General features: G+C 55.3%; 13 protein-coding genes and 5 pseudogenes. 12 read left to right on the forward strand and 6 right to left on the reverse strand.

The genetic code is table 11. The features are described 5' to 3' along the window. The first annotated feature begins 9 nt into the window (after positions 1–9). The 6 genes and pseudogenes from ACAty_RS00980 to ACAty_RS01010 all read left to right on the forward strand — a co-directional run bounded on the left by ACAty_RS00980 (position 10) and on the right by ACAty_RS01010 (position 7,086). Positions 10–549, forward strand: a complete 540-nt coding sequence (locus ACAty_RS00980; RefSeq protein ID WP_014002098.1) for a DedA family protein — start codon at positions 10–12, stop codon at positions 547–549. A 754-nt stretch (positions 550–1,303) separates the two neighbouring features. Continuing rightward, entirely contained in the window at positions 1,304–2,095 is a 792-nt protein-coding gene (locus ACAty_RS00990) for a hypothetical protein (RefSeq protein WP_038471426.1), read from the forward strand. A 665-nt stretch (positions 2,096–2,760) separates the two neighbouring features. After that, positions 2,761–3,041, forward strand: a pseudogene (locus tag ACAty_RS16325) (transposase); the annotation flags it as partial. Positions 3,042–3,203: 162 nt separating this feature from the next. Then, positions 3,204–4,163 carry a glycosyltransferase family 2 protein gene (locus ACAty_RS01000; RefSeq protein ID WP_038471432.1) on the forward strand — a complete coding sequence of 320 codons (960 nt, stop codon included), beginning with the start codon at positions 3,204–3,206 and terminating at the stop codon, positions 4,161–4,163. A 9-nt stretch (positions 4,164–4,172) separates the two neighbouring features. After that, positions 4,173–5,813 (forward strand): ArnT family glycosyltransferase, encoded by a 1,641-nt coding sequence (locus tag ACAty_RS01005; RefSeq protein ID WP_004870060.1) that lies wholly within the window; start codon positions 4,173–4,175, stop codon positions 5,811–5,813. Positions 5,814–6,066: 253 nt separating this feature from the next. Continuing rightward, positions 6,067–7,086: an IS5 family transposase gene (locus ACAty_RS01010; protein ID WP_169737323.1), complete on the forward strand. Its 1,020-nt coding sequence runs from the start codon at positions 6,067–6,069 to the stop codon at positions 7,084–7,086. A 164-nt stretch (positions 7,087–7,250) separates the two neighbouring features. Here ACAty_RS01010 and ACAty_RS01015 read toward each other — a convergent pair whose 3' ends face one another. Next, positions 7,251–7,697: an MFS transporter gene (locus ACAty_RS01015; protein WP_082179227.1), complete on the reverse strand. Its 447-nt coding sequence runs from the start codon at positions 7,695–7,697 to the stop codon at positions 7,251–7,253. A gap of 48 nt (positions 7,698–7,745) precedes the next feature. Between ACAty_RS01015 and ACAty_RS16715 the strand changes: the two are divergent. Both ACAty_RS16715 and ACAty_RS01025 read left to right on the forward strand, forming a co-directional pair. Beyond that, a pseudogene (locus ACAty_RS16715) lies at positions 7,746–7,904 on the forward strand (transposase); the annotation flags it as partial. A 467-nt stretch (positions 7,905–8,371) separates the two neighbouring features. Next, positions 8,372–9,328, forward strand: a complete 957-nt coding sequence (locus tag ACAty_RS01025) for a hypothetical protein (protein ID WP_004870068.1) — start codon at positions 8,372–8,374, stop codon at positions 9,326–9,328. Between the two features lie 209 nt (positions 9,329–9,537). Here the strand turns inward: ACAty_RS01025 and ACAty_RS01030 are convergent, their stop codons facing one another. Together ACAty_RS01030 and ACAty_RS01035 are read right to left on the reverse strand one after the other, a co-directional pair. Continuing rightward, positions 9,538–9,723, reverse strand: a complete 186-nt coding sequence (locus ACAty_RS01030) for a hypothetical protein (protein ID WP_004870070.1) — start codon at positions 9,721–9,723, stop codon at positions 9,538–9,540. A gap of 99 nt (positions 9,724–9,822) precedes the next feature. Continuing rightward, positions 9,823–10,644, reverse strand: a pseudogene (locus ACAty_RS01035) (IS5 family transposase); the annotation flags it as partial. Positions 10,645–10,786: 142 nt separating this feature from the next. Here ACAty_RS01035 and ACAty_RS16260 point away from each other — a divergent pair. Next, positions 10,787–11,323: a hypothetical protein gene (locus tag ACAty_RS16260; protein WP_198408163.1), complete on the forward strand. Its 537-nt coding sequence runs from the start codon at positions 10,787–10,789 to the stop codon at positions 11,321–11,323. Further along, a complete protein-coding gene (locus tag ACAty_RS16265; RefSeq protein ID WP_198408164.1) occupies positions 11,272–11,970 on the forward strand; it encodes a hypothetical protein in 699 nt (232 codons plus the stop codon). The genes ACAty_RS16260 and ACAty_RS16265 overlap by 52 nt, the downstream gene beginning before the upstream one ends. On the opposite strand, the pseudogene ACAty_RS01045 reads toward ACAty_RS16265, so the two are convergent. From ACAty_RS01045 to ACAty_RS16600, 3 genes and pseudogenes are all read right to left on the reverse strand, one after another. Beyond that, positions 11,962–13,187, reverse strand: a pseudogene (locus ACAty_RS01045) (IS110 family RNA-guided transposase). The gene ACAty_RS16265 and the pseudogene ACAty_RS01045 sit on opposite strands and share 9 nt — an antisense overlap. Positions 13,188–13,671: 484 nt before the next feature. Continuing rightward, positions 13,672–14,382, reverse strand: a pseudogene (locus ACAty_RS01050) (IS110 family RNA-guided transposase); the annotation flags it as partial. A gap of 357 nt (positions 14,383–14,739) precedes the next feature. Then, the gene (locus tag ACAty_RS16600; protein WP_004870081.1) at positions 14,740–14,871 is read right to left on the reverse strand and encodes a hypothetical protein; all 132 of its coding nucleotides are present in this window, start codon (positions 14,869–14,871) and stop codon (positions 14,740–14,742) included. Positions 14,872–15,249: 378 nt separating this feature from the next. Here ACAty_RS16600 and kdpA point away from each other — a divergent pair, with 378 nt between their 5' ends. Together kdpA and kdpB are read left to right on the forward strand one after the other, a co-directional pair. Beyond that, a complete protein-coding gene (kdpA, locus tag ACAty_RS01065; RefSeq protein WP_038471437.1) occupies positions 15,250–17,010 on the forward strand; it encodes a potassium-transporting ATPase subunit KdpA in 1,761 nt (586 codons plus the stop codon). A gap of 4 nt (positions 17,011–17,014) precedes the next feature. Continuing rightward, the gene (kdpB, locus tag ACAty_RS01070; protein WP_004870085.1) at positions 17,015–19,075 is read left to right on the forward strand and encodes a potassium-transporting ATPase subunit KdpB; all 2,061 of its coding nucleotides are present in this window, start codon (positions 17,015–17,017) and stop codon (positions 19,073–19,075) included. Position 19,076 lies beyond the last annotated feature (1 nt).

The raw sequence follows: 19,076 nt of genomic DNA on the forward strand, positions 1-19,076 counted from the left end.
CGATACATCGTGCAATGGTTGCATCATGAGGCAATGGCATACCTGCAGGAACTTCACGCCACCGTGCAGGCAGGGGCTGGAGTTGTTGGTCAATACGGCGTCTGGATGGTGTTTGGCAGTCTGCTGATCGAGAGTGCAGGAGTAATCTTTGCTCCCGGGGAGACCTTTCTGATCGCTTCTGGTTTTCTGGCCGCGCAAGGAACGCTGAATCCGGGCTTGCTTTTCCTTCTCGCCGTTGCTGGCACCTCCCTGGGTTGGTTTCTCGCGTATTTTCTTGCGGACCGAGTGGGCATCTCCTGGCTACGCAAACACGGGAAATGGATTGGTGTGACACCTGATCGTTTACAGAAAACTCATCGATTCCTCGAGAAATACGGCAGCATTGTGGTCCTCTTTGGGCGTTTTGTGGTGCCACTGCGACAGCTTCAGGGATATATTTCCGGATCTGCAGAAGTTCCATTACGAGACTTCTACCTCTGGAATGTTCTCGGTGCCGTGACCTGGGTCAGCTTTTGGGGCGGTGCAGGGTATTTGTTGGGTTTGCTCTAGGCTCAGAGGCACTAGCTCCCCGCTGTCACGATATGACGACAAGTAGACATGAAGCTAACTGGCGCAGTGCAAGGTGATTGCGCGTGTTGTCCGTCAGATGAATGCACGACCGTCGCCATTTGAGTACATGCGACGAATGCTGTCCCATGATAAACACTTGCGGCCACATCTGGCATAGTTCATGCTTGAATTCCTTGGCGGTAACTCGAACGGAGGACGATCACCCATGAATAAAGCTCTTGCGTCAGCATTTTTTGGAATAGGTCTTGCGATGACTGCAGGTTATGCCGCTGCGGCATTGCCTCCACCACCGCCAGGAGGAACTGCTCCCACCCCTGGAGCCATGCCCCCACCGCCACCTGGGGGTTCGGTGCCCACTCAGCCGGCCGGCACACCAACTCCTATGCCCACGAACCCTCCCTATCCAGCCCGTTCGTATGCAGCCACCCCCGCACAGCCTAATGGTCCCGGAAATCCAGCCACCCCGGCAATGCCTGGGAACCCACAGGCATACAACCAAGTCCAGCAGCATCGGCACGGTTACGTCGATAACGACGGTATGATGCGGGGCAATCACTTTGGACCCGGTGCGATGCATCCGCATGGAATGATGGCTCGTCCCATGATTATGCGTCCTAACATAGAGCGCCCGAATATTCAAAGGCCACACATTCAGGTGCCGCATTTCAGCCACTGACGTGCTCGCTCCAGAGGACATGCCCTCTGGAGCTCCTTCCGTTTTTGAGGATCTCGAATGCGCAAATACAAAACGGGTCTCTGTCTACTGATTGCATCTCCTGCCTTGGCGTGGGGATCCGCGCAGGCCTCCGGTCAGTTTACCATCGGAGATTTGCCAGCCTTCTATCAAGGCTCCTTCGGAACCAATAGCAACCTTAATATTTTCTATAACTCTACCTACTTTCAGTACCAGAATTCCACACTTCGGCTAAAACTTACCGTTCCCGAACTGTCCGTGTCAGGTTTACCTAATGGCGCCACTCTCTCAGGCGGCGGAATCGCCAGTAGGGGTCAAACCAACACAGGAACGCATAGCGCAAGTGGCATAGGGGACATCTGGCTGGCAGCTCACTATACTGCGATCCAAAACCAAGGGCTGGTCCCTTCGGTTGTGCCCTTCGCGAAGGTGAAGCTTGGCACTGCTTCGGCAGCCCAAGGGCTGGGCACGGGACGAAACGACTATGAGTTTGGGGTCGGCTTGAATGACAACATAGGCACGCGCATCTTTCCATTCGCGCACCTGGCCTATCGGATTGTGGGCAATCCTCCCGGCGATAATCTGCAAAACATCTGGACTTACAATCTTGGATCCAGCTTTGAAGTCACCCCGCGAAATATTTTCACGGCGATGTTTTCTGGAGCGCAATCAGAACAGCCCGGCTACAGTGGGCCAGCTGATCTAATCCTAGCCTGGAACTATAATCTCACTTCCGCAGGCTCAGGGATCCAGCTGTTTGTGGATAAAGGCTTAACCAATGGCAGTCCGGATTACGGTATTGGCTTGGGGGTACAATATGTCTTTTCGTGAGACTCTTTGAAAAAGGAGGTTCAACAATGAACAAGAATAAATCGAGAAGTTGGATGGCTCTGATTACAGCAGCATTGTTGCTGCTTAGTGCAAGTGGGGCCTATGCAGATGATGATGACGGAGACGGCTTGGGTTTCACCTTGGGGTTGGGGCTGCCAGGATTGAGTGCGGAGGTAAGCAACCAGGGGGCTTATTATGCCGCACCCGAATACTACGCACCCCCTCCGCCCGTAGTATATGCGCCACCCCCACCGCCTGCCGTCGTGTATGAACCTGCGGCGCCGGTCTACTACGCACCAGCACCGCGGCGAGGGCCGCCACCATGGGCTGGTGTCTGGCGGCACTAAGGATTGAGCCAATTAGCCAAGGAGTCCTGCCTCTGTTTTTTGCAGAGGCTGAACTCCCGAGGAGTTTTGCGATATAAACTCACTCAAGAAATGGCACGTTTTTTCGCAACGTCTAGGGGGTTTACTTTTTCTTCTCTGCGGATCGTTTATGGGGTCTCGCTGCAGGTTATGGATTTGCCCGTCGCACCCAGCGTCTCTCCAGTTTCGGTAAAGAATCCCGGAACTCTGCCCAGAGTGCTGCGGTCCGGGATCACGAATTTCTTATCGACGCCCTTCCATTTTCGGATTAGCGCCATCAGTAAGTTCCTGCCGGAACCCCCGCATGTGTCTCGCAAATACAAAGGATCCGCCATGGACGGGCACACCACTCGTGACGTCGCGTACAGCATCGGCATTCGTGTACGCAAGGGGATCGAATCCATCTTTGGCTGGATGAAGACCGTGGGGGAATGCGTAAAACGTGATTCCGTGGATTGGAACGGGTTCGTCCGCATTGTACCCTGGTGTCCGCCGTCGACAATTTGGCGCGCACGGAACGATTGGGTGTGGTACGATGGGAAGCATTGCGTTCAGAGTTCTGGCAACTGGGGGTTGTTTGAATTAAAAGGCAAGAAAAACACCTCACCTGGGAGGTCTACTCTGGTTTTTCGACAAATCCGGGTACAGCGCCAGTTTTATCTCAGGCATTTTCTGCAGATGTGTAACATCGAAGGATCACAATTTGATAGCCGATCTCATCTAGCGCAACTGACGCGAGTCAAATGACCAATAGCCGACCCGAAGTTTCTCTCGTGGTACCCTGCCACGACGAGGCCGCAAATCTGTCCACTCTCTATGGACGTGTCCGGGCTGTTATGGATGAATCCGGGAAATCTTGGGAAATGGTCTGTATCAACGATGGGAGCAAAGACGATACGCTAGAGCGGCTCCTCACGCTGCACGAGAAAGATCCCCGCATCGTAGTGATCGACCTCTCCCGCAACTTCGGCAAGGAGGCGGCCCTAACGGCAGGACTGGATTACGCGCGGGGCGAATGCGCCATTCCCCTGGATGCGGATCTCCAAGATCCGCCCGAGCTCATCCCCGTGCTCCTAGCCAAGTGGCAGGAGGGGTACGAAGTGGTCAACGCCGTGCGGCTTTCACGGGATGGGGAATCCTGGGCAAAGCGCGCCAGTGCCCACGTCTTCTATCGGATCCTCAATAGGATCAGCGAAGTGGCCATTCCTGAGGACACCGGAGATTTCCGTCTGCTTTCGCGGCCTGTGCTCGAGGCTATCAAAATGCTCCCGGAGCGCCGCCGATTTATGAAGGGTTTGTTTGCCTGGGTCGGGTTTAGGACGACCCAAGTATATTATCGTCGTGAGCCTCGAAATGCCGGTAATACCAAGTGGAATTATCGGCGCCTGTTGAATCTTGCGGTGGAGGGGATTACCTCCTTCAGTCAAGTGCCTTTGCGGCTTGCCGCCCATCTTGGGCTGATGGTATCCATTCTCGCCTTCCTATATGCGATCTACATGGTGATCGGCACACTGGTCTACGGTAATCCTGTGAAGGGCTACCCGTCTCTCATGGTGGTAGTTCTATTCCTAGGTGGAGTGCAATTGTTGGCTTTGGGTATAATTGGGGAATATATTTCCCGCATCTACGAGGAGAGCAAGCAGCGACCTATTTATCTCGTAAAAAATACTTGGCTGCGTGGCACAGATAGAAAGGACGATTAATCAAGGCGCATGAAGAAGCTATCGATCGTAACATACTCCATCATCATATTCCTCGTCTCCTTTTTGTATTTCTCCTGGGCAACAGGCAATACCAGTCTGTGGGACATCGATGAACCCATTTATGCTCAGTCTCTTAAAGAAATGATTGCCCATCACGATTTGGTGGTGCCTACGTTCAACGGTCACATTTTGCCCGATAAGCCGATATTGAATTACTGGTTAATGTGGTGTGGAACGAAGGTTTTTGGCTGGAACTCATTAGGGCTGCGTGTGGGCTCGGCCTTCGTTGGTGCGCTGCTCATTCTGTTGTTATGGATCTATGTCAGCCGGCTATATAACCCTACCATTGCATTACTTGCAGCTTCCATCACGGCCACTCTGCTACATAGTACCGTCATCTTTCGCAGTGCAACACCAGATCCGCTGCTCATCCTTACGGTTTCCGCAGCGCTGATTTTCTTCATCACCGGTTATGTGGAGAGAGACAAGAACCACTATCGGTTCCTGCTTTTCTCTTACGCTGCTATGGCCCTTGCCACGCTGGACAAGGGACCGATAGGCTTTCTTCTGCCCGGTCTCATCATCGTGCTTTTCCTCCTGATCCAGAGAAATCTCCAGTTTCTCTGGAACGAAGGGCGGCTGTATATCGGCATCCCTCTCTTTCTCATCATTGTGCTGCCATGGTACGTGGCTGTTGGCATAGAGACCCATTGGGCCTGGGACCAGGTCTTTCTACTGCAGCAGAACATTGGCCGCTTCGACTCAAGCATGCAGGGTCACCGGGGACCATGGTTTTACTATGTGCTGAGTATTTTCCTGGGAATGCTCCCCTGGTCTATTTTTTTACCCCAGACTCTTGTTTTGGCGATCAGAAAAAGGTACTTTCTGGATGGGGAATTTCATGTTCAGAACTTGTTCTTAGTGATCTGGGCCGCTGTCTGGTCAGTCTTCTTCAGTCTTTCTGCGACGAAGCTACCGAATTATGTCTGGGAAGTGTATCCGCCTCTTGCCATACTGCTCGCCGTGTATTTTGTTCAATTGCTACGAGAGCACGAAACCCGTCCGCCGGTTCTCTACTGGCTATCTGATCTTGTGCTCTTTACGATCGGGGTTACCCTAAGCATTCTTGGCGGGTGGGTCCTGCCTAGAGTGCAGCCAGAACTCCCAAATCTCGCGTTTATCGGCTTGCCCTATGCTATTGCAGCTGCGATGGCCACGATCTTTCTCTGGAAACGAAGACTTCGGGCGGCTCTGAGCAGTCTTGGAGCGGGTGCGATTATACTCAGCGCGTTGCTGGTATTTCAGTACACCCCAGAATTCAACCACCTGAAGCCGTCGCGCGCTATGGGTGAAAGGATCAGGGAGATACAGCAAGGATTGCCCTACCGTCTTGCCTCGTGGCAATGGTTCCAGCCCAATTTTCTGTTCTATGCCGGAGAGGGCGCCATGCGCATACACCGCCTCCCGAACTTAGACAAGGTGCCTTTGCTGGCTCGTCATATGCCACTGTACCTGGTGTGTCCATATTCGCGGGTACGGGATGTGCTTGCTGCGGTAAAGCCGCCCTATTGCACGACGTTGCTGCTCGTGCGCTATGAGATCTACGATCATGAAAAGATTTCGCTCTTGAGGATAGAGAAGGGTTGTTGAATTGTGGCTCTTCGATATTTCGAGTGGGTAGGGCGATATGATGGTAGAGTATGCAACCTCGGCATTCGGGCGGGGAAAGACCCGGACTGAGGAGTCCATGGACGTTTAGGCGCTGGATCGGAAGATCGGCCAGCTGGAGCTAAAAGGCAATTTTTTAGCCTCCGGGGTCTCATGGGCGCCTCGAAAAACCCCATCCTGCCCGAGTTTTTGGTAAAATGGTGGGCAGGTAGATGGCAGCAGGATAGACGGGATGATTGCTCGCAGGACTGCGGTGACGAACGATCTGTTGGCAGATGACGGTTACGTCCAGAAGGCGGATAGCATTGGGGATCCGCTACAGAAGATCAATGCGGTGGTCGATTTCGCTGCTTTAGCGCAAGCGGTAGAGGAGATCGCTCCCCGTCCAGAGCAACCCAAGGGTGGGCGTCCTCCCTATCCTACCGAGGTGATGGTTCGGGTCTTGGTGGTCAAACGTTTGCACGGCCTTTCTGACGAGCAGACCGAGTTTCAACTGCTGGATCGTCGCAGTTTCCGGCGCTTCTGTGGCCTCGAGCATTCCCGCAATATTCCGGATCGGACCACAATCTGGAACTTTGAGAATCGGATTGGGGTAGAGGGAGTCACGGCCCTGTTCAACGAGTTGGACCGACAGATTCGTGCTCATGGCCTGGAGGCTCGTGCGGGGCAGATCGTGGATGCCACCTTGGTGCCTGCCCCCAAGCAGCATTTTACCCGGGTAGAGAAAGAAGTCTTGGAGCAGGATGCCATGCCCGCCGGCTGGAAGCCGGCCAAGCGACGGCAGAAAGACGTAGATGCCAGCTGGACCAAGAAGCATGGGAAGTCCTACCACGGCTACAAGTGCACTGTCAGTGTCGATCGCAAGCACAAATTCATTCGCACCTGGGTGGCTGATACGGCCAGTGTGCACGATTCCCAGCACCTGGAAGCCGCGCTCGACGAATGGAACACCAGTGCCGAGATTTATGCGGACAAAGGCTATGTGGGTGGCGAGCGAGAAGAGCGTCTACGGGAGCAAGGCTATCGCCCGAAGATCCAGCGCAAAGCGAAGCCAGGCAAAGCGCTTTCTGCCTGTCAGGAGCGACGGAATCGACGCATCGCGAAGGTCCGAGCGCGCGTAGAGCATGTTTTTGCCGCCATCCACCAGTGGGGCGGCAAGCAGATCCGCACCATCGGCCAGGCCCGTGCCACCTTCGCCGCGGGCATGATGGTAGTGGTCTACAACATGCGCCGTTTGGCCTTTCTGGGGGCGTAATGCGTCCAGAGGTCAGGAAATAGAGGAAAAAATCCTACAACAGGATGAGAAACCGGCTCAAAAAGTCCATTTTTGAGCCTCGGCGGGTTTCTTCATGCCGTGTGGTCTGATTTTTGGGGTTTATCGAGGTGCCCCATTGGGCCGCTTTCCAGTCGAACCATAGGTCAGGGCTTCGTGCTGGTTTCCAGGTACTCCAGACTCAGCCCCTTGGTCTCGAGTTGGTAGTGCCAGGTCACCCATGCTGCTGCAATGGCGCATACTGCCAGAATCGCCAGCACACCAGGAATGGTGACGCCGGTCTCCATGAGCGGAAAGCCCACGGCTGATAGCAAGGCGCCTATCCGGGCAACAGCCGCCGCCAGTCCCGAGGCGCTGCCGATTAAATCCGTCGGAAACAGTTCAACGGCAAAGGCAAATACGGTCACGCCCGGTCCCATGCCGATACCGAGACAGTACACCCGGGCTCCCAGGAAAACCGCCCAACTCCGATGGGACAAAAGTGCGAGGGAAAGGGTTATCAAGCTAAACGCCATAGCAAAAAAGCCGATCCACTGGAGCCGAACCCTCCCCAAACGATCGATTCGTGGCAGAATGAGTGAAGTGGCACCCAAAAGTTGGACAGGGACTTAAGCTCTGGGCTTCTGAACAAGGAGTCGGAGATGAAGGGGAAACGCAAGCAGTACACGCCGGAGTTCAAGGCGCAGGTGGCTCTGGCGGCATTGCAGGACGACAAGACAATGGCAGAGCTGGCTCAGGAGTTTGGGGTGCATCCCACCATGATCAACGCCTGGCGTCGGCAGCTGGTAGACCATGCCGCCACGGCTTTTGAGCGGGGAAAGACCCAGCCTGAGGAGTCCGTGGACGTTCAGGCGCTGTATCAGAAGATCGGCCAGCTGGATGTCGGTCAGCGCGATAAAATGAACAGGATGCTTGCCAGATCAGCGAGTCATTTGAACACCTTGCTTGGTGGGCGATCGCCGGTCCTTTTTGTTATAAATCATGCCAGTATGTCGACGATCGCCCCGCTGGCATGTGTTCACGCCAGGACGCTTACGATTGTTCTACCGATGACGCTGACTAACATGCCGAGGCCAAAGCCCGTGGCTACCGCACGCACAAGAACTTCATCAACATGGCCTACCTGATTCTGGGTAAGCTGGATCTGAGGCTACCCACATGAAACGTCGAGGAACCACGTTATGGAATGTTATGATTTTGTCTAGTTTGCTTGCTCTATGTAATCATGCAGAAGATTCTGTCGCTGCGAAAATTTAGGAGAGCATAAATGACCACCGCTACTACTGCGGAACCCACGATTGCCGAGTATTCCCCGCAACAACGCGCCTTCGCTGCAGTGCGTATCCTTTTTGGGTTCGTCTGGCTGATCAACACCGCCCTGCAGTTGAGTCCGGCATACCGTGCGCATTTTCTCGGTACCTTCGGTGCGGACTGGGTCAGTGGGCAACCCGCGTGGGTGATGGCTTATGGACACTGGATGGCATCTGTGGTGGCCAGTGTTGGCCCGAACCTGGTCGCCTGGATCACTATTGTGCTGGATGCGCTTCTCGCCGTCAGCCTGATCAGCGGACTCTTTTTGCCATTCTTTGCTTACGTCGGGGTGTTTTACAACCTCTGGCTATGGAGCACCGTTGGCGGCTTCGGCGGCCCCTACACCCAAGGTGCCACGGATCCGGGAACCGCCATCATCTACGCGCTGGTTTTCGTTTTTGTCATTACCAGCCGTTCCTGGGACTGCTGGAGTCTGTCTGGCACGCGCCCCGGGCGTCTTTCTCCTGCGGCCATGCACACCGCGCGAATACTCTTCGGCCTGCTCTGGGCCTTCGACGCCTTCTGGAAGTGGCAGCCCTTTTTCCTGCATAACGCTGTCAGTTATCTCCAGCAGGCCTTGTCCGGTGAGCCGGCATGGATTGCCGCCTATATCAACTTTTTCATCACCGTCATCAACGCCGTGGGACCTTTCCTCTTCGGCGTTTTTGCGGCGCTGGCGGAGAGCGTGATCGCTCTTTTCCTCCTGATCGGTGGCAAGCAGCTCCGCTGGATCATTCCCGTCGGCATCGCCTATAGCTTTGGCGTTTGGACCACCGCCGAGGGGTGGGGTGCGCCCTATCTGCCGGGCAGTACCGCCAACAAGGGGGATGTCCTTGGTACCACCAACATCTATATCATTGCCTTTTTGTTCCTGGCTGCGTGGGTCTATTGCCGGCCACAGAAGGAAAAATAGGGCCCTAATTGGCATTGAAGCCTGGGTTTTACCCGCGCCTGGCGGCTGCAAAATGGAGCGGAGACCTCTGTGGAAGTCAATCGGTACCAACCGATCTTTCGCCATGTTTACCTTCAGCCGGGTCTGCAATACATAATCAATCCCAGTGCCAATCGCAACTGGGATGGGAACGTCCGCTATCGCTGCACCACCGCCCATTCCGCGTTGAATCATGCAGCCTCGTGCTGCAGGGATTCGTAGCCGATGCAGGCCAGCCAAACCGTCTTCGGTATGGGTCGGGCGCCACTTTTGTAGTAGTCAATCATTCGCCGGGTCATGCCAATCGCCTGAGCGGCCAGACTCAGGCTGAGCTGGTTACGCTCCATCCAGGCGGTGAAGTCCTCGCGCGTGGGCAAGCCTGCCTGCTGACGACCGAGAAGCCATAGAGTTGATCTGCTTTGAGATTCAGGCAGTTGGGCCAACTCAGGCCATCATCTCATGCTGGGTTCTGCCGGCCGAAGCTGATCAGAGCCGAATTGGCATTTCAGCACCCGAAAGATGTGCTCTCCCCGAGCACGGATCCGGGCAATGGCGCGGTTATAGCGCTTGAGTGCCGCCAAGCCGGTTTTCTGACCAGGGTAGCGCCGGCGCGCGACCGCGTTCTTAATGCCCCGGTCCGCGAGGACCACCGACTCCTCTCCAGTAAGGAGCCCATCCAACATCTGATGATCCGGTACCTTGGCCGCCGTGAAGTCCACGGCCTGCACGATGCCCTGGAGATCCGTTGCCACATGCGCCTTCATCCCGAAATACCATTGATTCCCTTTCTTGGTGGAGCTCATCTCCGGATCCCGCTGGCGGTCTCGGTTCTTGGTGGAGCTCGGGGCGTGAATCAAGGTGGCATCCACGGTCTTGCCCTCCTGCAGCAAGAGCCCTTTCTCCTGCAACACAGACTGCACCTCGGCAAAGATGGCCTGGGCAAGCGCATGGCGCTCCAGTAAGCGGCGGAACTTCAGGATCGTGGTCTCGTCAGGAACGAAGTCCCGGCCCAGGTCGATGCCCACGAATCGGCGCAGCAAAGGAATCTCATAGAGGGCCTCTTCCATCCCTGGATCGGAGTAGCCGAACCATTGCTGGAGAAAGTGGATACGCAGCATCCGCTCCAAGGGCATGGGCTTGCGGCCACTGCCACCCTTGGGATAGTGCGGCTCGATCAAGGCCACAAGCCTGGCCCAGGGAACCACGGCATCCATCTCGGCCAGAAAGCGTTCTCGCTTGGTCTGCTTGCGACGCCGCGACAGGCTGGGCTCTTCGGCAAAGGTCATCTGTCCGGACATGGATAGCATCTCCTAGCTGCTCGGTCAGCCCATTGTATCAGATGGCTAAATCAGAGACTCCCTAGCAGAACTTACCGCGTCCCTCGGTGTTCCGAGAGAGGTTCTGGCCAGCGATGAAGAGATTCATTACGCGTGGCAAGACTTGCCGCGCGAACTGCGTGAGATACCTCCAACTCTGCGCGGAGAACTCATCGCCCGCATGTGCGTGGCTGTAAGTACCGGCTTGTTCGACGGTGCGATGAACTACATCTGGAACGCCGCTATCCTTCAGCTACGCACGAAGGTTCGCAACTTCGGCTTGCCTATTGTTGCCCAGATTGTTCAATCCGATTTCGAAGAAAATGACCTTCTCGAACTTCAGGATAGTCGTCTGCTAGAGCTTTGCTTGAAGCTAAATCTCGTCAACGAGGATGGCTTCTTTTTCCTTGATCAGTGCCGTAACGTCCGGAACAGCTTCTCTGCAGCCCATCCGACGATCGGCAAAGTCAATGACCGCGAATTCACCACCTTTCTAAATCGCTGCGTAAGATATGCGCTTGCGGACTCGGTATCGCCGAAAGGTGTTGATATTAGCGCCTTCATTGCGGCAGTTAAGGGTGCGCGATTTACCTCTAATCAGAACGACGTGTGGGTAAAACACGCCTGTCCGAGACGCACGACGCACAGCGCCAAATGCTGATTGGAATGATACACGGAATCTATTGCGATCCGAATACGTCCGAACCAGCCCGCCTAAATGCCTTAGACATCTGTGATGCGTTGAAGGGCGGATTTACCTCTGCGCTGAGAGCAGATCTCATCAATAAGCATAGCGAGTACGCGGCCAAGGGAGATGAACCGCGCCATACGGCTTCCCTTCAGTTCTTCGAGAAGCTTGGTCTGTTGGGATTGCTCAACGAGTCCGAGCAGCACGCGGTTTTTTATCGCGCAATCGATCGCTTGTGGGGAGTTCACAACGGGATGAATAACTTCTACAACGAATTACCTTTTGCCGAGCGCCTTCTTGAGTTGTCACGTCAAGGCGCGGTCCCCGAGACAGTACAGGAGCATTTCGTTCAAGTAGTCGTTTGTTGCAACGTCGGAAATGGCTATGGTGTTTCCTGGTCTGCTGCTCCAAGCTATGAACAAATTATCAGGGCGTTCTCTCCACGTGAAATCGCTACAATGATTCGGCTCGCGGTCACAAAAGACTCGACGCTTGGGCGGCGCGTGTCGAGTTTCCCATCTTGCCGCGAGAGATTTACTGTGAAAGAAACCGGTGAATGGGCACGACAGGGCCTGACCCCCGAGTGGCCACTGTCAGATCGGTATGACGCTCTACGCTAGCTGTTCCTGCGACAGGTAGCCGAATTCGATCAGCTTTCTGATCCAGCGAGGAGCATTGCGTCGCACGCTAAGCGCCTCATAGTCTGTGTCGGCATCCCGGTAGTTCGTGCCGTGCGAGAGCATGAGGTAGATGATGCGCAACATTTTGTGGGCCAGAGCGATGATGGAACGCTTGTGTCCCCGACGGACGACGAGACTCTGAAATTTGGAGCGCAGAGCGCACTGCGTCCGACTGGCGGCGTGAGCGCATTCACAGAGAATTCGGCGAACGTAAGGATTACCCTTGCGAGTTCGCCCGGTTTTTCGCTTCCCGGCGGATTCGTTGTTCCCTGGGCACAGGCCGGTCCAGGAGGCCAGACGATCCGCGCTTCCGAAGACGCTCATGTCGTCGCCGATTTCGACCAGCAGCAAGGCCGCACCCACGACGTCGATCCCCGGCAAGGTTTGCAGGAGTTCGAGAGCCTTCTTTTGCGGCTCCAGACCTTCCAGCAGCTGGGCATCGAAGAGGGCGATGCGAGCTTCCAGATACTCGATATGCCGGAGCATCTCCTCCAGGACAAAGCGGTGACTGGCCGTCAACTCGCCCTGCAGGGCATCCAGGATCTCCTCATGACTGGCTTTGAGTCGCCGGCTGGCCAGGCGGAGTACGGATTCCGGAGAGTCGCCCTGAATCAGGGCTTGGATCATGGCCCGAGCCGATTGCCCATGGATATCGCTGACCACAACTCCCAGGCGAATCCCGCCATCCGTAAGCACCTTGTGCAGACGGTTTTTCTCCGAGGAGAGCATGCCCACCAGTTTTTGCCTTTGCCGTGCAATGAGCCGCAGTTCCCGCAGTTGTGCCGGGGGCACGAAGGAACCTCGCAACAGCCCGGCTCGGGCTAGGGTAGCAAGCCACTCAGCATCCCCCACATCGGTCTTGCGGCCCGGGACGTGTTTGACGTGACGGGCATTCACCACCTGCGCCTGGATGCCCACCTTTTCCAGTGCCGCATAGGGACTCTTCCAGTAGATTCCCGTGCTCTCCATGACCACTGTATCGGGTCTATGGGAAGCACACCACTGCGCCAATTTCCGCCGGTCTCTCTGAAACGCACCAAACTGCCGCCGCTCGATCGTGACACTACCGTCTGGCTCCGTGAGCATGGCGCAGGCGGTAACCGGGCCTGATGAATGTCCAGGCCAATGACTCGTTGAAAGAGGGGTTGCAGTTCCATAACGGTATCTCTCCAAGTATGATCAAAAGGGAGAGATGGCAGGTGCCAGTGCCGAAGAAACCAGCCTGTGGCAAGCCTCAGGCGGCCCTTTTACTGTGCGCTCTCCAAGGAGGCAATCCGGGGTGCGAGTCGGCCTGACGGGTCACGTTAAGTTCGGGATGGAATCGCCAAAAATTTGCTCGACCTCACCCCGCCATCTCCTCACCCCACATTCTCTTTCATCCTCCGGGGCGGCGCGAATCGCAATGTCCGTTAAGACGACGCTTGCCCTAATTGACCCGGCTAGTGTCCCCAGCGGGGTCAAAGCCGCTTACGATCAGTTCTGCAAGTAGGCGCCGTGACGGCTGAACCTCCACTCAAGCCGAGGTTCATCGGGATAGTCCTTGAGCAGCGCCTCAGCTCAAACATTAATGTGAAAGAAATCAGCGGAATGGGCACGACAATGCCTGGCCCCGAGTGGCCATTCCAAGATCGGCGTGACGCTTTACGCTGGCTGCTGCTGTGGTTGCAGGAAGCCGAATTTGATCAGTTTCTTGATCCAGCGAGAAGCATTGCGCTGCACGCTCAGCGCCTCATAGTCCGTGTCGGCATCCCGGTAGTACGTGCCGTGCAGCAGCATGAAGTAGATGATGCGCAGCATTTTGTGGGCCAGAGCGATGATGGAGCGCTTGTGTCCTCGGCGAACAACGAGGCTCTGGAACTTGGAGCGCAGGGCGCATTGGGTACGACTGGCGGCGTGGGCGCATTCGCAGAGGATCCGGCGGACATAGGGATTGCCCTTGCGGGTTCGCCCACTTTTGCGTTTCCCGGCGGATTCATTGTTCCCGGGGCACAGGCCGGTCCAGGAAGTCAGTCGATCAGCGCTTCCGAAGACGCGCATGTCGTCCCCGATCTCGACCAGCAGCAGAGCGGCTCCCACCATATCGATACCCGGCAGGGTCTGCAGGAGTTGCAGGGCGTGCTTCTGCGGCTCTAGCCCCTCCAGCAGCTGAGCATCAAAGCGTGCGATTCGGTCCTCCAAATACTCAATATGGTTGAGCGTCTCCTCCAGGACAAAGCGGTGGCTCGCCGTCAACTCGCCTTGCAGGGCATCCAGGATCTCTTCGTGGCTGGCCTTGAGCCGTCGGCTGGCTAGTCGAAGTACCGCCTCTGGGGAGCCCCCCTGAATCAGGGCCTGGATCATGGCTCGAGCCGAACACTTGCCAGCAGGGTGATCGTCGACGTACCGACCTTATACATAACAGAAAGAACCGCCGATCGCCCACCAAGCAAGGTGTTAAGTTGAATTGCTGATTTGGTGTGCATCCTGTTCATTTTTCCGCGCTGACCGACAGGGTGATCGCCGAGCGGCACTCCCGACCATCTGCCTTCGGATATCCGGGCAGCGTTCGCGGATCCAGGAAGACAGGGTCCCAGGCCTTGGGTATCCCAGTGCTTTTCGCGTACTCGCCAGGCAACGGCCATGACCGAGATAGTAGTCAACGGCGGCCTGCTTCTGCGCCTCCGTATAAGGCGATCGCGATCGAACGTAACCCTTGGGGCAGTCCCGAGTTCACGCATACTCACGGTACCAAGCATTGAGGGCGTTTTTGCTCGGATAGCCCAGGCAGAGGATGGTGGCCGCGCGCTTCCCGCACTCCACATACCACTCCACGGCACGAATATGTTCCTCGTAGGAATACATGAACTACCTCGATGGTATCCAAGTTTTATCCGCACCCCCATCTGACCTAAATTTATGCATTTTTTACGCACTTTATATATTTTTTTTATAGACACTGGGTTCGCCGTTTGCAAAGCTCTTTCCCACGATCGGTCGTGGACCGCCCAGTTTGGGCGTCCATGGAGTCTGCTTTGATAGTGACAAGCACCCGGGGGGTTGTTATGGAGTACGTGTATTTACTGATTATATTAGGCTTTTTTCTAGTCTCCATAGGTTTGGTCGAAGGATTGGAACGGTTGAGGAAGATAAGATGAGCCCGTTTATTTGGATCGGCCTCGGCCTGGGTGTTTTTCTCTTTGGTTACCTGTTGGTGTTTCTAATCTTCCCGGAGCGTTTTCTATGATGCCTAGCATCCTACTGACCTTAACCCTCTTGGTAGTAACGATAATACTCGCCATTCCCTTGGGACGATACATGTATCGCGTGTACCAAGGAGAAAACTTCTGGGCATCAAAGTTGCTCGCCCCAGTCGAAAGAGCCCTCTACCGCGTCTCTGGAATCTCTCCGGATCAGGAGATGGATTGGAAGCGCTACGCCATAACCTTGCTGGTATTTAGTTTGTTTGGCGGTTTATTCCTGTATGCCCTCCTCCTGGCACAACGATCACTGCCGCTCGATCCATTGCATTTCCGTGGAGTCCCTGCAGGATCAGCCTTTAACACAGCCGTGAGTTTTTTGACCAACACGAACTGGCAAGACTACTCAGGCGGTTCGACAATGAGTTACTTGTCCCAGATGCTCGGGCTTACCGTGCAGAATTTCCTCTCTGCGGCAGTTGGTATTACGTTTCTGCTACCGCTAATTCGTGCATTTTCTCGACACAGCACCAGAGACGTAGGAAACTTTTGGGTCGATCTAACCCGCACGGTACTTTACGTTCTGCTGCCCTTGGCAAGCATCCTAGCCATTGCGCTGATGGAGCAGGGAGTCGTCCAAACTTTGGTGGCCGATGTATCCGTTCATCTTGTTGCTCCATTTTTATCTCACGGCAAAGAGATCGTCTCACAGACCCTGCATGTCGGACCGGTAGCTTCACAGGAGGCCATCATGATGTTGGGCAACAATGGTGGTGGTTTCTTCAATATGAACGATGCCCATCCGTTTGAGAACCCGACGGGGTTGACCAATCTCCTCGAAACAGGCGCAATGATTTTGATTCCGATCGCGCTGGTTTTTCTTTTTGGGCATATGGTTCAATCGAAACGTAACGCGTGGATCATACTGGTCGCCATGCTCGTAATCTTTGTGCCGCTGACCTTTATCAGTCAGCATTTCGAACTGGCTGGCAACCCTCTGTTAACCCAGATGGGAGTAAATCAGAGTAATACCGTAAACTTAGCTGGTGGTGGGAATCTGGAAGGAGTGGAAGATCGGATTGGTGCTGCTGCCTCGGCGCTCTTTGCAACGCTCGCGACTGCCACGTCCACAGGTGCAGCCAACTGCGCGTATGATTCTCTGATGCCCCTTAGCGGTGGGATCAATCTCTTCCTGATGCAAATGGGAGAGGTCGTATTTGGTGGGGTGGGATCTGGTCTTGCAAGCTTTCTGACCTTTATGATTTTCGCGGTATTCATCGGAGGTCTTATGGTCGGTCGCACCCCGGAGTTTCTTGGCAAAAAGATTGAATCCTATGAAATAAAAATGGCATCCCTGTCGATTCTGATCATGCCGCTTTTGGTGCTTATTGGTACCGCCATCGCAGTTTCTACGCACGCGGGCCGGGCGGGAGTTTTTAATCCCGGACCTCATGGTTTCAGTGAGATTCTGTATGCGGTTACCAGCCCAGCAAACAATAATGGTAGCGCCTTTGGAGGCTTGAGTAATGATACGCGCTTCTACAATATATTGACCGGAATGTGCATGCTCTTTGGTCGGTATTGGGTATACCTACCACTTCTGGCCATGGTTGGCTCATTGGTGGAGAAAAAGCGTGTCCCAGCGAGCGTTGGAACCTTGGCGACAGATACGCCTATTTTCATGGGATTGACAGTCGGGGTGATTCTCCTGGTGGGCGCATTGAATTTCTTTCCGGCACTGGCGCTGGGCCCAATTGCCGAACAATTAACTCCTGTTACCTCCGTATTGACACATCGAGGATAACGTTATGTCGGATATGAATGTATCTTCTCCAATGATTTGGGGTACAATTGTCAAAGATTCTGCTCGCGACAGTTTTACTCTGCTCTCTCTCCGGCATCAGCTCCGCAACCCGGTTATGGCCGTGGTATATTTGTCGTCCTGGCTGTTGCTGGTCATGCTCGTGTACGACCTGTTTAGGGGATCAAGCGAAACCGTTTTTGTCGGATTTATCGACTTGTGGCTTTGGCTGACGCTTCTCTTTGCGAATTTCGCGGAAGCCCTGGCAGAGCGCCAAGGGCAGGCTCAAGCGGCTAGTTTGCGGCAGAGTCGGCAGGAGATGGCCGCAAAGAAGTTGTCTCGGGCCGAACGTTCATCGGCCTACACGATTGTGCCGGGTGCAAGCCTTCGTGTGGGAGACTTTGTACTGGTCGAGGCAGGAGATCTGGTGCCAACTGACGGCGACGCGGTTTTGGGGGTGGCTGCGGTCGATGAAAGCGCTATCACCGGAGAGAGCGCCCCTGTCATTCGGGAGAGTGGAGGTGATCGTAGCGCGGTTACCGGAGGTACGCGCGTGATTTCCGACTGGTTGGTGATTCGTGTTACCCAGGAAGCGGGTAACACCTTCCTCGACCGGATGATCGGCATGGTAGAGAGCGCCACGCGCCGGAAGACCCCAAACGAAATTGCCCTCAGTGTGTTGCTCGTTGTGCTTACCCTGGTCTTTCTGGTGGTCACCCTGACGCTCTACGCATTTTCCTGGTACAGCGTTCACTACGCCAGCCACGCGGGCCATGTGATCAGCCTCCCAATTCTCATAGCTCTCCTGGTCTGCCTGATTCCAACAACCATCGGTGCGCTGTTGCCGGCCATTGGTATCGCTGGCATCGTCCGGCTCCTGAAGGCCAAGGTGGTCGCCATGTCGGGACGCGCCATCGAGGCGGCCGGTGACGCGGACATTCTCCTTTTGGACAAAACGGGAACGATCACCCTGGGCAACCGGCAGGCAGATATATTTTATCCGGTCGGTCGCGTAACCAGTGACGAGCTTGCCCTGGCGGCACGTCGGGCCTCATTGGCCGACAATACCCCGGAAGGCAAGAGCATTGTTGCGCTCGCGGAGAAAAACTTCCCCGATCGTAAGGAAGCCCTCCCCGAAGGCGCCACCTTCATTGCGTTTACGGCAGAGAGCCGCATGAGTGGTGTCAACTGGGACGGCGTGGCCCTGCGTAAGGGGGCACCGGACGCGATCAAAGCCTATGTCCTTGAGTCGGGTGGCGAGTGGCCCAAGGAACTGGACACGCTGGTCGATCAGGTTGCCGGTAGCGGTTCGACACCGCTCGTCGTTTGCGCCGACGCCCAAGTATTGGGAGTCGTCGAACTACGCGACATCATCAAATCCGGTATCCGGGAACGCTTTGCCGAACTGCGAGAAATGGGTATTCGCACAGTTATGGTTACCGGAGACAATCCGTTGACTGCCGCCGCCATAGCCGCGGAAGCCGGTGTGGACGACTATCTTGCTGAAGCCAAACCGGAAACGAAGCTTGCGCGGATTCGCCAATATCAGCAAGAGGGTTATATGGTCGCGATGACCGGCGACGGGACCAACGATGCTCCTGCTCTTGCACAAGCGGACGTTGGCCTGTGCATGGCCAGTGGTACCCAGGCTGCTCGGGAGGCATCCAATATGGTGGATCTGGACTCCGATCCTACGAAGTTGCTGGACATCGTGCGCATCGGAAAGCAATTGCTGATGACCCGAGGAGCACTCACGACCTTTAGCATCGCCAACGACGTTGCAAAGTACTTCGCAATCATCCCCGCTGCTTTTGTCGCCACGTACCCGCAACTCTCGGCGCTCAACATTATGGACCTGAATTCGCCAAGCGACGCCATTATGGCGGCGGTGATTTTCAATGCGATCATTATTCCGTTCCTCATCCCCTTAGCACTGCGCGGAATTAAGTTCCGAGCCGAATCCGCAGAGCAAATCCTTCGCCGAAATGTCTGGATCTATGGGCTAGGCGGCATCGTTGCCCCATTTGTCGGGATCAAGCTCATCGATATGCTGTTGGCCGTACTCTAGG

Source organism: Acidithiobacillus caldus ATCC 51756, assembly GCF_000175575.2.
Classification (GTDB): Bacteria; Pseudomonadota; Gammaproteobacteria; order Acidithiobacillales; family Acidithiobacillaceae; genus Acidithiobacillus_A; species Acidithiobacillus_A caldus.

Bases quoted from the DNA above. Each gene is read 5' to 3' on its own strand.
- ACAty_RS00990 (WP_038471426.1), top strand. From the start codon at position 1,304: ATGCGCAAATACAAAACGGGTCTCTGTCTACTGATTGCATCTCCTGCC.
- ACAty_RS01000 (WP_038471432.1), top strand. From the start codon at position 3,204: ATGACCAATAGCCGACCCGAAGTTTCTCTCGTGGTACCCTGCCACGAC.
- ACAty_RS01005 (WP_004870060.1), top strand. From the start codon at position 4,173: ATGAAGAAGCTATCGATCGTAACATACTCCATCATCATATTCCTCGTC.
- ACAty_RS01025 (WP_004870068.1), top strand. From the start codon at position 8,372: ATGACCACCGCTACTACTGCGGAACCCACGATTGCCGAGTATTCCCCG.
- ACAty_RS16600 (WP_004870081.1), bottom strand. From the start codon at position 14,871: ATGTATTCCTACGAGGAACATATTCGTGCCGTGGAGTGGTATGTGGAG.
- kdpA (WP_038471437.1), top strand. From the start codon at position 15,250: ATGATGCCTAGCATCCTACTGACCTTAACCCTCTTGGTAGTAACGATA.
- kdpB (WP_004870085.1), top strand. From the start codon at position 17,015: ATGTCGGATATGAATGTATCTTCTCCAATGATTTGGGGTACAATTGTC.